Here is a 13,003-nt window from a genome sequence, read left to right on the forward strand (position 1 = left end):
CAAGTTCAAGGCCGCGCGTTGCGGTTATTTAGGGGGCAGGCCCATCCAAAAGACCAGATCGGACACAGTATTGCAGCAACGCCGCAGGGCGGCGTCCGCATGGGTCAGCCCCATCTGGCACGACACGAAGGCCATGGCGGGTCGCTCAAGCGACTGCTCCGCCGCGCACCGCCTGCGGAAGCAGTCAACCGCAGGTTGGCGGCGGGTGCCCGCAGCCGCAAAGCGCCGTCATCCGCATACAGGCCAGCTTGCGGCCATCCGCTGCATCAGGCACGAAAGGTGCCCTTGCCGTGTCCAGATGCGGTACGCATCAGCGTTATGACCCTACGGTCATTTCGGCCTGATGCCTGATATTTGGTAAAATGGTGCGCCCGAAGAGATTCGAACTCCTGACCCCCAGATTCGTAGTCTGGTGCTCTATCCAGCTGAGCTACGGGCGCGCCTTGGGGGTGCAATAACGCCACGGTATCGGCTTTGCAAGGGGGCGCAGGGTGGAAAACGACATTTTCACTTCCAGCGAAAACCGGTCTGCGGAATTTGCCGGGGGCGCGCCTGCGGGTGCCGCATCGACGGGGCTGGACCCGCCGACGCAAAGACACCGATATGACCTGTCGCAGGCCGCCGCTGCGGGGTTTATGCCAACGGGAGGCAGAAAGACGTCTGAAACCGTCACGGGCGCAACAGTCTTCCGGTCAGCGACCTGAGGGCGTCCCGGGCCAGCGGATCACAAAAGACCGCTTTTGACCAACCGCGCCGACGACGCTTAGACATGAGGGGCTTAGACATGAGGGGCTGAGACATACGGGATTGCGCCAGCCGGACAGCGGCAAACCCAGCTTGAGCAGCTAGATCCCGCCCTTCGAGGGCAGCCAGATGCGGAATTCGGTGCCATCTGCATCGGTGCGGTTCAGGTCCAGCCGCCCGCCATGCCCGCGTACCAGTTCAGCGGCGATCACCAGCCCAAGCCCGATGCCGCCCTTGCGCGCCCCGCCCTGAAACGCGGTAAACAGATGTTCCTTGGCGCGCGCGGGCAGGCCCGGGCCGGTATCTCCGATGCGGATGCACCAGCCGGTATCTTCCTCAGCGGCGCTTATCTCGACGGTGCCGGGCTTGCCGGTCGCCTCGATCGCTTGCCGGGCATTGCGCACCATGTTGCCAAGCACACGGAAAATCTGCTCGCTATCAGCGCGCACCGTCATGCCGGGGGGAATATCGCAGAGGAATTCGACCTCGGCACCCTCTGCCGCGGCCAATTTCTCGTTCTCCATCACATCCTCGGCCAGCGCGGCCAGATCGAAGCGCGCCAAACGCGGCGGCGGTTCCTCGGCCTTGCCGAAGGCCAGCGTCCCCTCGCACAGGTTCACCGCACGCGAGAGCGAGCCGACAAGCTTCGGCGCCGCGCGCGCCACGGCGGGATCGTCGCTGCCCTCCATCCGGTCGGCCAGCAGCGTCGCGGTGGACAGGATGTTGCGCAGATCGTGGCTGACCCGCGCCACGGCGCCGCCCAGTTGCGCCAGCCGTTCCTTCTGGCGCAGCAGCCCCGTCAACTGGGTTTGCAGGGCAAACAGCGCCTCTTCGGCATCGCGCAACTCGCGCACGTTGTTGGTGGGGGCGATGATGAGGTGCGCATCCTCGGGCGCATCAGCATACGCGGCCATATGGCGCACCATGCGCTTGATCGGCACCACCATCAAAAGGCGCACCGCCCAGAACAGCAACAGCGCCGTGGCCAGCGAAATGAAGATCGACAGCCCCAGGATGCGACTGCCATAGACCAGCAGTTCAGCACGCAGCGGCGCGGTTTCCAGCGTCACCTCGATCAGCAGCCCGGCCTCGCGCACCGGATTGCCGATCAAGCGGATGATCTGGTTTTCCGGCGTCATCAGGACCGCGACGACATCGCCTACCAGCGCCAGCGGGCCGGGATCGCGCAGGTCATAGGTGGCGCTGATCGGCGCGGGGATCGGCGACGACAGCACCAGTTCGCGCACCGCATCGCGGCGCAGCACCACGTTGAAGACGCCCGCGTTGACCAGAAGCTCCTGCGCCAGATCCTCGGCGATCATCCCGTCGCTGGCCAGCAACGCCAGCGAGGCGATTTGCGAACGCTCCAGCCGGGCCAGCAGATATTCCTCGCGATAGCGGGCGAGCGAGGGCACCAGGATAAACACCTCGGCCAGCATGACGAACAAGATCGTCAACATCAGGAACCGGCCCGAAAGCGTGTTCAGAAACATCGCATCCCCTTTGCAGCCTCACCCCACCAGACCCGCACCCGCATCCCCCGGCCGACGCACCCAAAGGCTGCGCGTCTGGATCGGGCAGACGGGTCCGGGCCGGACGGGCCGGGGCCAAACTCAGGGCAGAAACCGCTGCACTGCCCTCACGAACCGCCCTAGCACAGCGTTATCAAAGAGTTTGGGAGAAAAGAAGGCCCCGGCGGCGCGTTTGCCGATTTCCGCCAATGTCGGATAGGGCAGGACCGTGCCCGCCATCGCGGACATCTTCAGCCCGTTGGCAATGGCCAGCGCCCAAGGTGCCATCAGTTCGCCCGCCTGCGCACCGACGATGGTGACGCCCACCGGGCGACTGCGCACGACCATGACCTTGATGAAGCCATCGGTCTTGCCCTCGGCCTGTGCGCGGTCGTTGCCCGCCATCTCGGCGCGCACGACCTGCACCTGTGCGCCGAACTTGCTGCGCGCATCAGCCTCGGTCAGGCCGATCTGCGCCAGTTCGGGGTCGGTATAGGTTACGCTGGGAATGTGATCGCTGCGCGTGCGGGCGGGCAGGCCCAGCACGGCGGACCGGATCACCACGCCCGCATGATAGCCCGCCAGATGGGTGAACTGCCCCTGCCCCGCCACATCGCCGATGGCATAGACGTGGCGGTTGCTGCTGCGCAGCCCGGCATCGACGCGGACCCCGGCGCGGGTGGTTTCCACCCCTGCCGCCTCCAGGTTCAGGCGCTCCAGATTGGGTTTGCGCCCTACAGCGACCAGCAGATGCGTGCCGATGAAGACGGTGCCGCCCGCAACCTCGACCTCGACCGCGCCGGTGCGCCCGCGCACGGCCTGCACCTGCGCGTTCTCGATGATCTCCACCCCTTCGTCGCGCAAATGCGCCAGCACCACGGCGGCGGCTTCCGGGTCGTCGCGGCCCAGCGCGCTTGCCCCCTCGACCACCGTGACGCGCGCGCCCAGCCGGGCATGCGCCTGCGCCATTTCCATCCCGATCGGCCCGCCACCGATGATCAACAGATGGCCGGGGCATTCGCGCAGGTCAAAAATGCTTTCATTCGTCAGGTAGGGCACATGGTCCAGCCCGTCGATCGGGGGCACCATGGGGCTGGACCCCGTGGCAACGACAAAGCGTCGCGCGGTGACGATAGTGTCATTCACCTGCACTTCGGTCTTCGAGATGAATCGGCCATAGCCCTGCAAGACCTGGACACCCAGCCCCTCGAACCGCTCTACGCTGTCATGCGGCGCGATGGTGGCGATGGTGCGCGCCACATGGTCCTTCGCGGCGGCGAAATCCACCTGCGGGCGCACGGGGGCCACGCCAAAGGCCGCGCCGCTGCGCTGCGCGTGCGCGGCCTTGCCTGCGGCCAGCAGCGCCTTGGAGGGTACGCAGCCATGGTTGAGGCAATCGCCGCCCATCGCGCCGCCCTCGATCAGCACGACGCGCGCGCCCATCTGCACCGCGCCCGAAGCGACCGACAGCCCGCCCGACCCGCCGCCGATGACGCAAATATCTGTCTTGATGCGGGTGGTCATGGCAGGGGTTCCTTCTTCTTCATTATGGTTTTCAGCAGCGACGGCAGAAACGCCAGCGCCGCCAGCGCCAGCAGGGGCCCAAGGATATGGGGGGCAAAGATGATGCCCAGATCGGGGGTTTCACCACGGGCAAACACCGCGCCCAGCCCGGCGCCCACCCAAGTGTAGATCACGCCGCCCGGGATAATGCCCAGAAATGTGGTCAGCATGAAGACCCCCGTCCGCACGCCGATCAACGCCGGGATCAGGTTGGCGACAAAGAACGGCAGCACCGGCACCAGCCGCATGGAAACAAGGACCGAGAATTCGTTGTCCCGGATGCGGTCGGTCAGCCGCTTCACCCGCCCGTCGCTGGCATCGATTCGCGCCGCCAGCCCGGCGCCCAGCCCGGTGCGCACCGCCAGGAAAATCAGCGTCGCGCCCAGCGTCGCCGCGCCCACGTTGAAAATCGCGCCGGGGAAGACGCCGAACAAGAAGCCCCCGGTCAGCGTCGCCGCCGTCGCCCCGGGCAATGAGAAAGCGACGATCGCGATATAGGCCAGCACGAACAGCGCCGCCGTCAGCACATAATTGGCATCGCGAAAGGCCAGCAGGGCTTCGCGATTCTCGCGCAGGGCATCAAAGGTCAGGGTGTCGCGCAGCAAAAACGCGCCGGTCAGCGCAACTGCGATAACGATCACCAGCGGCAGGCGGGCACGCAGGCCGACCTTGGCGGCGCCGGGCGCGGGGCCCACAGGATCGGGGCCCACAGGATCAGGGCCCGCAGTATCGGGGGACGCAGGATCGGGGCCCACAGGATCAGGGGACGCAGGATCGGGGGACACGGAACGGGGATCAGGATCGGGCAAGGGGGCACACCTATCGGTCGGATTACAATTATCGGTCGGATTACAATCGGTCAGGTATGCCCCGCCCCCGCCCGGGGGCATAGGGGGATCACGCGGCATTGATCCGGGGTGACAATATTCACGCAATATTACAGAATCCTTGGTGAGAACCGCGCGCGGCCTGCCAAAACCCGCGATTTCATGTAACAAAGCGGGCCGTTGCGAATTGACTTGGCCGCGCGCCTGACCTAATGACCGGGGCTGATGACGACAGACGAGCGCGACTCTGGTTCAGGGTTGCGACTGCATATAGAGGATTTTGGGCGATGAAACGCACATTTCAGCCAAGCAATCTGGTGCGCAAGCACCGTCACGGGTTCCGCGCCCGTATGGCCACCAAGGCCGGCCAGAAGATCATCAACGCCCGCCGCGCGCAGGGCCGCAAGAAACTGTCGGCCTGAGGGCTGACACGACCCGGGATTGATGATGGCACCGTCGGGGGCAGATGCGGCAGGCGATGACGCCGGGGCTGCGCTGCGACCGGCGGTTTTGTCATGCGCGGAACGTCCAGATGGCCCCGGAAACGGGGCTGCTGCCGGGCAAACCGACGCCGACGCCGCAGCGGTCGGGGGTGTAATGCCCCGCGGGACGGATGCGTCCGCCCCCCGCGAAAGCGAGGAAGGCGGCACGCGTGCGCATGGCGCAGGCGGCAGTTCACCGCCCCCCCCTTCATTCAAGCCGGGCGCGCCCGCGTCCACGCGGGTTGCACCCAAAATCTCGACCCTGCGCCAGCGGCGTGAATTCTTGCAAGCCGCCAGCGCCGCCCGCCTTCCCGGGCCAGGCTTTCTGTTGCAGGCCCGCAAACGGCGTGTCGAAGAACAGGCCGAAGCGGTCGGTGCCAAAGGCATCGCGGCGCAAGAAATCCGCGTCGGCTTCACCTGCTCGAAGAAGGTCGGCAATGCCGTGGCACGCAACCGTGCCAAACGTCGGTTGCGTGCGCTGGCGCGCGACGTACTGCCGGAACGCGGCCAGCCGGGATGGGATTATGTGCTGGTCGGCCGCCCCGGCGCCACAGCCACGCGCGATTATGCCAAGATGACCAATGACCTGCGCGACATGATCGCCAGGATCCATGCGAAGGGCGGATCAGGCCCCCAGACAAATGATCCCCGTGCAACTGGCAAACCCCTGAAGGGCAAGCGGCGCGGCAAAGGTGCCGGTCCAGCACCCTCACGCCCGGCATCCGCCCCCGCAGCCCCCACCGGCCCCGCAACCACGGACGGCGAAGGCACGCCGAAATGACCCCGCTGGCCTATGCCCTGTCGCTGCCGGTCCGGGGCTACCGCCTGCTCTTGTCGCCCTGGGTCGGGCATGGCTGCCGGTTTCAGCCTACCTGTTCGGCCTATGCGCTGGAGGCGTTGCAAACCCATGGCGGGGTGAAGGGCGGCTATCTGGCGGCGCACCGCATCTGCCGCTGCCACCCCTGGGGCGGGCACGGATATGACCCCGTGCCCAACAAAGAAGGAACCCCGCGCGATGCTGGATGACAGTGACGTTCCCCTGATCTTGCAAGGCGCGCCCGACACGACAGAGTTTCGCAAGCTGCGCAAGCGCATCATCCGCGAAACCCGCGCAGCACTGGACCATTTCGCGATGATCGAGCCCGGGTCGCGCTGGCTCGTCTGCCTGTCGGGCGGCAAGGACAGCTACACCCTGCTGGCCGCACTGGTAGAGCTGCAATGGCGCGGCCTGCTGCCGGTGGACCTGCTGGCCTGCAACCTCGATCAGGGGCAACCGGGCTTTCCCGCCACGGTACTGCCGGAATTCCTGACCCGCATGACGATCCCGCACCGGATCGAGTACCGCGACACCTATTCCATCGTCATGGACAAGACACCTGCAGGGCGCACCTATTGCACCATGTGTTCGCGCCTGCGGCGGGGCAACCTGTACCGCATCGCGCGCGAAGAAGGGTGTAGCGCCATCGTGCTGGGGCATCACCGCGACGACATGCTGGAAACCTTCTTCATGAACCTGTTTCACGGCGGCAAGTTGGCCACGATGCCCGCGAAACTGCTGAATGAAGCGGGCGATCTGTTCGTCTATCGCCCGCTGGCCTTCGTCCCCGAGGTCGATTGCGACCGTTTCGCCCGCGCAATGAACTACCCCATCATCCCCTGCGACCTGTGCGGATCGCAAGACGGGTTGCAGCGCCAGCAGGTGAAGCAACTGCTGGACGGGTGGGAGGCACGCAGCCCCGGCCGCCGTCAGGTGATGTTCCGCGCGCTGATGCATGCCAACCCCTCGCACCTGCTGGACGCCGGGCTGTTCGACTTTGCCGGGCTGACCCGGCAGGGCAAGCCAGCGACTGACGCGGAATGACGGCGGCCCACCCGGCTTTGCCGGCACCTGCAGGCCCCGCCGGACCCCGCACACCCGGGTTTGCGCAACCCTGACGGGCGACGGTGTCCGCATGTGGCCACATGACGCGCCATGCCGCGCACCGACCGGCCCCCTCGCAGTCGGCCCCCTCGCAGTCAGCCGCTTCACAGTCGGGCGCTTCATAGTCAGGCCCCCGGCCCGCTTTGTCCGCCAAACACGTCCGGATTAAGCGGCGCGCGTGGCTTTTCCCCCGCCGTGCAGGTCCCACGGACCGGTCCGCAAACCGGGGATATCACGCAGCCGCGCGCAAAATTACGGGAAAACCGCTTGACCTTTGGGGGTCAGCCCTGTTGAACCACCCTCGAATTACTTCAGGATAGGTGGTGGTCCCGCATGGACGATCAAAACAAGAATATGCTTCTCGCGTTCGCGCTCAGCTTGCTGGTGCTGGTGACATGGATGTGGTTCTTCCCGCCACCCGAGCCGCCGGTGCGCACCGCTGAAACCGAACAGACCGACAGCGTGGCACTGCCGCCTGAGGCCACCAGCGGCGGGGCTGTCACGGCCGACCAGGTCGCGGAAACCGCCGCACCGCGTGTGACCATCGAAACACCCTCGTTGCGCGGCACGATTTCGCTGGACGGCGGGCGGCTGGACGACCTGTCGCTCACCACCTACCGCGAGACGCTGGACGAAGATTCAGACATCGTTCATCTGTTCAGCCCGGTGGGCGGCGCGCGCACACCGTTCTACGCGATCTATGGCTGGCGCCCGCGCGGCGCGCTGGAGTTCGAGAACGTTCCCGGGCCGAACACCCGCTGGGAACAGGTCGGTGACAATACGCTGACCGTCGACACGCCCGTGGTGCTGGAATGGGACAACGGCGCGGGGCTGGTTTTCACCCAAACCTATGAAGTCGATGCGAAATACATGTTCCACATCACCCAGTCGGTGACCAACAACGGCGACGCCCGTGTGGAAATGGACCCGTATGGCATCGTGGCCCGGCACGGGGTTCCCGCCGATCTGTCGAACTTCTTCATCCTGCATGAAGGGATGATCCAGATGGCTGACGGCACGCTGACCGAAGACGACTACAGCGTGATGGAAGAATACCGCCGCGTCGACCGCGAGGCCGCACCCGCCCAGATCACCGAGGCCGCACAAGACGGCTGGATCGGCTTTACCGACAAATACTGGATGGCAACGCTGATCGGCATGCCGGGCGATGCGGTCACCGCGGTATCGAAATTCGTGCCCGGCGCGAACATCTACCAGACCGAAATCCGCCAACCCGTCGTGGCAATCGAACCCGGCGCGACTGTCGAGGCGGATTCGATGCTGTTTGCAGGCGCCAAGGAATGGTCCACCATCCGGGGTTATGAAAACAACCTCGGCATTGAGAGCTTCCTCAACGCCATCGACTGGGGCTGGTTCTTCTTCCTGACCAAGCCGATCTTTGCCGTCCTTTACTGGATCAACGGGTATATCGGCAACATGGGCTGGTCCATCGTTGCGCTGACCTTGCTCATCAAGTCGGTTCTGCTGCCGCTGGCGTGGAAATCCTACGTTTCGATGGCGAAGATGAAGGAACTTCAGCCCGAGATGGCCGCGATCAAGGAACGCGCGGGCGATGACAAGCAAAAGCTGCAAAAGGAAATGATCGACCTATACAAGACAAAGAAGGTCAATCCGGCGGCGGGCTGTTTGCCGATTCTGATGCAGATCCCGATCTTCTTCTCGCTCTACAAGGTTATCTTCGTCACCATCGAACTGCGGCACGCGCCGTGGATCGGCTGGGTCCGGGACCTTTCGGCCCCCGACCCCTCGTCGCTCTACAACCTGTTTGGCCTGCTGCCGTGGGATGCGCCCGAACCCACCAGCTTTCTGGCGCTGATCTTCATCGGGCTCATGCCGATTGTGCTGGGCACCTCGATGTGGCTGCAAATGAAGCTGAACCCGGCACCCGCTGACAAGACACAGGCGATGATCTTCGGCTGGATGCCGTGGGTGTTCATGTTCGTGCTGGGCGGCTTTGCCTCGGGTCTGGTGCTGTACTGGATCACCAACAACATCATCACGTTCAGCCAGCAATACCTCATCATGCGCTTGAACGGGCACAAGCCCGACCTGTTCGGCAATATGACCAGCGGGATGCGGCGCAAAAAAGGTGACGCAACAAAGTGACGATTCGTCTGGCGCATATCTGCCGCCACCCGATCAAATCCATCGGGTACGAGGAAACCAAGGGGGCGGTCCTGTCACAGGGCCGCCCGCTGCCGTTTGACAGGATCTGGGCCGTCGCCCATGCCGATGCCGGGCTGGGCAGGGAACTGCCCGACTGGGCGCCAAAGCGCAGCTTTCTGCGCGGCGCGGGCTGTGCAGAGCTGATGGCGATTGCCTGCGAAAGCCACGACGACGGTACCCTGACGCTGACCCATCCGCGCGCGGGCCAGATCACCGTGAACCCGGACCTGGACGGCCCTGCCCTGACCGACTGGCTCCGCCCGCTCTGGCCTGCCAACCGGCCCGCGCCCGCGCATCTCTGCGCGCGCCCCGGCCCGGCAGCGGGGCGCGGGGCGCTGGCCGATACGCCCGCACCGAATATCGCGGTGCTGAACCTCGCCTCGCTGCGCGATCTGTCCCAGCGGACGGGGCAGGATCTGTCGATCCATCGCTGGCGCGGCAACCTGTGGCTGGACGGGCTGGCGCCCTGGGCCGAATTCGACCTGATCGGTCAAACCCTGCAGATCGGCAGCGCCCGCCTGCGCATCACCGCGCGGATCACCCGCTGCAAGGCCACGACCGCCAACCCCGCCACCGGGGCATGGGATGCCGACACGCTGGGCGCCCTGAACGCGGGCTACGGCCATGCCGATTTCGGGGTCTATGCGGTCGTCGAGGACGGCGGCGCTATTGCTGTTGGCGATGCCATCACGCGCGGCACCGACCATGGCGGGGGCGCCGCATGACCCCCCTGAACCGTCACGGCCCCGCCCCCGACACGCTGCACCCCATGCCCGGCTTTCCCCGCGTGACCTTCCTGCAGCCGCTGGCCGAAGGGCGCGGCAATGTCACCGTGGGCCGCTATGCCTATTACGACGACCCGGATGCGCCGCTGGCTTTCTTCGAGCGCAACGTGCTGCATCACTTCGATTTCGTCGGCGATCACCTGACCATCGGGCCCTTCTGCGCGCTGGCTACCGGCGTGCGCATCGTGATGAACGGCGCCAATCATGCCATGGGCGGGTTCTCTGCCTATCCGTTCAACATCTTCGGCGAAGGATGGGAGGTCGGCTTCGATCCCGCCACCTGGGCTGCCGAAAACCGTGGCGACACCCATATCGGCCCCGATGTCTGGATCGGCGCCGAGGCATGGATCATGCCCGGCGTCACCATCGGCGCGGGCGCGGTCATCGCGGCGAAATCGGTCGTCACCCGCGATGTGGCCCCCTTTACCATTGTGGCGGGTAACCCTGCGCGGCCCGTGCGCACGCGGTTTGACGCGGCGACAGTCGCGATCCTGCTGGAAACCGCCTGGTGGGACTGGCCAGCCGACAAAATCACCCGTAACCTGAATGCGATCCGGGGGTCTGACCCCGCTGCCTTGAAAGCTGCCACATGAACACCCTGCCCTTCCCCCTGTCACCCGCCCCCGAACCGCTGGCCGAAGAAACCGGACGCCTGCTGTTCGCCGGGCCGGTAGAGTTTCTGAAGGGTGTGGTCGCCATGGAAGGCCTGCCGCCCGATGACCGCCCCGAAGTCTGCTTTGCGGGCCGCTCGAACGTGGGGAAATCCAGCCTCATCAACGCGCTGACCGGGCGCAAGGCGCTGGCCCGCACCTCGAACACGCCGGGCCGCACGCAGGAAATCAACTTTTTCACCGTGGGCGAAAGCCGCTATCTGGTCGATTTGCCGGGTTATGGCTTCGCCGAGGCGCCGCTGCCGGTGGTCGAGAAATGGCAACGCCTGCTGCGCGCCTATCTGGCGGGCCGCGCCAGCCTGCGCCGCGCTTTCGTGCTGGTGGACATGCGCCACGGCATCAAGAAGGTCGATGAAGAGATCATGGGCCTCTTGAACAAATCCGCCGTGACCTTTCAGGTGATCTTGACCAAGGCCGACAAGGTCAGCACGGCAGATCAGGAAAAGACGCTGGCACAGGTACGCACTGCGCTGGCCAAACACCCCGCCGCCTATCCGGAAATCCTTGTCACCAGTTCGGAAAAGGGCGACGGTATCGCGACCCTGCGCGCGCTGATCGCCAGTATTGCGTGAAACCAGTATTGCTTGAAACCAGTCTTGCCTGAACCGCGCAGCGCCCGAAACCGGCATTGCCTGGCCACAGCGCCGCCCCTCTTGCACAAAGACCCCCAGATGAAAAAGCAAATCGCCATGACCCGAGATTCCGTTGCCACCGCCCGCACCCTGTCCGAGGCCCTGCCCTATCTGCAGCGCTATACCGGCGCGATCGTGGTTATCAAGTTCGGCGGCCATGCGATGGGCGACAGCGACGCGCTGGCCAGTTTCGCGCGCGACATCGTGCTGATGCGGCAGGTCGGCGTGAACCCCGTCATCGTGCATGGCGGCGGGCCGATGATCAACGAGATGCTGAAGCGCCTCGACATCACCTCGGAATTCGTGCGCGGCAAGCGGGTGACCGATGCCGCCACGATGGAAGTGGTCGAAATGGTGCTGTCGGGCGTGGTGAACAAACGCATCGTGCAGGCGATCAATGATGAGGGCGGCAAGGCCGTCGGCCTGTCGGGCAAGGATGCGGGCCTGATCCAATGCGTCGCGGATGACCCCGAACTTGGCCTTGTAGGCCGCCCCGATAAGGTCAACCCCGAGGTGCTGCACCACCTGTTCAAGGCAGGCATGATCCCGGTACTGGCGCCTCTTGGCTCGGGCCCCGAGGGGGCGACCTTCAACATCAACGGCGATACCGTCGCTGGCGCGATTGCCGGCGCGCTGAAGGCCGACCGCCTGCTGCTGCTGACCGATGTGTCGGGCGTGAAGGATGCCAGCGGGCAGGTCGTGACCCAACTGCACCCCGACCAGGTGCGCGAGTTGACCGATCAGGGCATCATCGCAGGCGGCATGATTCCAAAGACCGAAACCGCGCTGGCCGCGATTGAAGCGGGCGTGCGTGCCGTGGTCATTCTGGACGGGCGGGCGCCCAATGCCTGCCTGCTGGAATTGTTCACCGATCACGGCGCAGGCAGCCTGATCCGCAAGACCGAACCCCGCGTGACCCCGCTCGACTGACACGCGCGCTTGGCCCCGAACGTCGCGGCGCGGCGCAGGGTCAGCCCGCCACCGCTTTTTGACGCAACGTCACATCTTGCCGAAGGCAGCTGCCCGCCATGCCCCTGCGACTGATCTTGATCCGCCACGCCAAATCCGACTGGGACAACCCACTGGACACCGACCACGCCCGCCCGCTGAACGCGCGCGGGCGCCGCGCCGCGCCAATGGTGGGCACTTGGCTGGCGGCGCAGGGCCATGTGCCGGGGCAGGTGCTGGTCTCGGATGCGGTGCGCACCCGCCAGACGTGGGACCTGATCGCCCCTGCCCTGCCCGGCCCGCCCGAGGTGACGTTCCTGCCCGCGCTCTACCATGCAAGCGCGGGGCAGATGCAGCGCTGCCTGTCCGCCGCGCAGGCCGATACGGTGTTGATGATCGGCCATAACCCGGGCATCGCATACTTTGCCGCAGGGCTGCTGGCCCGCCCGCCTGCGCATGCCGATTTCCAGCGATATCCGACCTGCGCCACCCTCGTGGCAGATTTCGATGCCGCCGACTGGGGCCAGATCGGCACGGGCACCTGCGTCGACTTCAAGACCCCGCGCGACCTCGGACCCCGCTAACACAAAGGATCGCGCGCATCAACGTATCGCGTGCCAGTACCCCGTGGGCATGCCCCTCCCGGCACACGCGCCACGGCCCCGGCGCTCCAGAACACCCCCCCGAGGGCGGCCAGCCCGCACCCGCCGCACGCGGTGTCACATCGCCCTC

The 13,003-nt window shown here is 65.7% G+C and carries 12 protein-coding genes, 1 tRNA gene and 1 pseudogene; 10 read left to right on the plus strand and 4 right to left on the minus strand.

Annotation, left to right across the window (positions count from 1 at the left end; translation table 11 throughout):
• Window positions 1-363 precede the first annotated feature (363 nt).
• The 4 genes from H9529_RS08085 to H9529_RS08100 form a co-directional block, all read right to left on the minus strand.
• Window positions 364-440, minus strand: a tRNA-Arg gene (locus tag H9529_RS08085).
• 405 nt (window positions 441-845) lie between these two features.
• Window positions 846-2,237 (minus strand): sensor histidine kinase, encoded by a 1,392-nt coding sequence (locus H9529_RS08090; protein ID WP_092887326.1) that lies wholly within the window; start codon window positions 2,235-2,237, stop codon window positions 846-848.
• 120 nt (window positions 2,238-2,357) lie between these two features.
• Window positions 2,358-3,779: a dihydrolipoyl dehydrogenase family protein gene (locus H9529_RS08095; RefSeq protein WP_092887323.1), complete on the minus strand. Its 1,422-nt coding sequence runs from the start codon at window positions 3,777-3,779 to the stop codon at window positions 2,358-2,360.
• Window positions 3,776-4,513 (minus strand): TVP38/TMEM64 family protein, encoded by a 738-nt coding sequence (locus H9529_RS08100; RefSeq protein ID WP_223814360.1) that lies wholly within the window; start codon window positions 4,511-4,513, stop codon window positions 3,776-3,778. The genes H9529_RS08095 and H9529_RS08100 overlap by 4 nt, the downstream gene beginning before the upstream one ends.
• Window positions 4,514-4,932: 419 nt before the next feature.
• Here H9529_RS08100 and rpmH point away from each other — a divergent pair, with 419 nt between their 5' ends.
• From rpmH to H9529_RS08150, 10 genes and pseudogenes are all read left to right on the plus strand, one after another.
• Complete coding sequence (rpmH, locus tag H9529_RS08105; RefSeq protein ID WP_092887317.1) at window positions 4,933-5,067, plus strand: 50S ribosomal protein L34; 135 nt, start codon at window positions 4,933-4,935, stop codon at window positions 5,065-5,067.
• 175 nt (window positions 5,068-5,242) lie between these two features.
• Window positions 5,243-5,752, plus strand: a pseudogene (gene rnpA, locus H9529_RS08110) (ribonuclease P protein component); the annotation flags it as partial.
• Window positions 5,753-5,904: 152 nt separating this feature from the next.
• Entirely contained in the window at window positions 5,905-6,153 is a 249-nt protein-coding gene (gene yidD / locus H9529_RS08115; RefSeq protein WP_092887314.1) for a membrane protein insertion efficiency factor YidD, read from the plus strand.
• A complete protein-coding gene (ttcA, locus tag H9529_RS08120) occupies window positions 6,143-6,988 on the plus strand; it encodes a tRNA 2-thiocytidine(32) synthetase TtcA (RefSeq protein ID WP_092887311.1) in 846 nt (281 codons plus the stop codon). Before yidD ends, ttcA begins: the two co-directional genes overlap by 11 nt.
• Window positions 6,989-7,381: 393 nt before the next feature.
• Complete coding sequence (gene yidC, locus H9529_RS08125; RefSeq protein ID WP_092887308.1) at window positions 7,382-9,175, plus strand: membrane protein insertase YidC; 1,794 nt, start codon at window positions 7,382-7,384, stop codon at window positions 9,173-9,175.
• A complete protein-coding gene (locus tag H9529_RS08130; protein WP_092887305.1) occupies window positions 9,172-9,960 on the plus strand; it encodes an MOSC domain-containing protein in 789 nt (262 codons plus the stop codon). The genes yidC and H9529_RS08130 overlap by 4 nt, the downstream gene beginning before the upstream one ends.
• Window positions 9,957-10,613, plus strand: a complete 657-nt coding sequence (locus tag H9529_RS21230; protein WP_092887302.1) for a CatB-related O-acetyltransferase — start codon at window positions 9,957-9,959, stop codon at window positions 10,611-10,613. The genes H9529_RS08130 and H9529_RS21230 overlap by 4 nt, the downstream gene beginning before the upstream one ends.
• Window positions 10,610-11,263, plus strand: a complete 654-nt coding sequence (gene yihA / locus H9529_RS08140) for a ribosome biogenesis GTP-binding protein YihA/YsxC (RefSeq protein ID WP_092887299.1) — start codon at window positions 10,610-10,612, stop codon at window positions 11,261-11,263. Before H9529_RS21230 ends, yihA begins: the two co-directional genes overlap by 4 nt.
• Window positions 11,264-11,380: 117 nt before the next feature.
• Window positions 11,381-12,253 (plus strand): acetylglutamate kinase, encoded by an 873-nt coding sequence (gene argB / locus H9529_RS08145; protein ID WP_092888150.1) that lies wholly within the window; start codon window positions 11,381-11,383, stop codon window positions 12,251-12,253.
• Between the two features lie 98 nt (window positions 12,254-12,351).
• Window positions 12,352-12,855 carry a SixA phosphatase family protein gene (locus H9529_RS08150; RefSeq protein WP_092887296.1) on the plus strand — a complete coding sequence of 168 codons (504 nt, stop codon included), beginning with the start codon at window positions 12,352-12,354 and terminating at the stop codon, window positions 12,853-12,855.
• Window positions 12,856-13,003 lie beyond the last annotated feature (148 nt).

This window comes from Roseicitreum antarcticum (genome assembly GCF_014681765.1).
Classification (GTDB): domain Bacteria; phylum Pseudomonadota; class Alphaproteobacteria; order Rhodobacterales; family Rhodobacteraceae; genus Roseicitreum; species Roseicitreum antarcticum.

Excerpts from the sequence above, each read along its gene's own strand:
- ttcA (WP_092887311.1), top strand. The coding sequence starts at position 6,143 with ATGCTGGATGACAGTGACGTTCCCCTGATCTTGCAAGGCGCGCCCGAC.
- H9529_RS08090 (WP_092887326.1), bottom strand. The coding sequence starts at position 2,237 with ATGTTTCTGAACACGCTTTCGGGCCGGTTCCTGATGTTGACGATCTTG.
- H9529_RS08095 (WP_092887323.1), bottom strand. The coding sequence starts at position 3,779 with ATGACCACCCGCATCAAGACAGATATTTGCGTCATCGGCGGCGGGTCG.
- yidD (WP_092887314.1), top strand. The coding sequence starts at position 5,905 with ATGACCCCGCTGGCCTATGCCCTGTCGCTGCCGGTCCGGGGCTACCGC.
- rpmH (WP_092887317.1), top strand. The coding sequence starts at position 4,933 with ATGAAACGCACATTTCAGCCAAGCAATCTGGTGCGCAAGCACCGTCAC.
- argB (WP_092888150.1), top strand. The coding sequence starts at position 11,381 with ATGACCCGAGATTCCGTTGCCACCGCCCGCACCCTGTCCGAGGCCCTG.
- yidC (WP_092887308.1), top strand. The coding sequence starts at position 7,382 with ATGGACGATCAAAACAAGAATATGCTTCTCGCGTTCGCGCTCAGCTTG.
- yihA (WP_092887299.1), top strand. The coding sequence starts at position 10,610 with ATGAACACCCTGCCCTTCCCCCTGTCACCCGCCCCCGAACCGCTGGCC.
- H9529_RS21230 (WP_092887302.1), top strand. The coding sequence starts at position 9,957 with ATGACCCCCCTGAACCGTCACGGCCCCGCCCCCGACACGCTGCACCCC.
- H9529_RS08150 (WP_092887296.1), top strand. The coding sequence starts at position 12,352 with ATGCCCCTGCGACTGATCTTGATCCGCCACGCCAAATCCGACTGGGAC.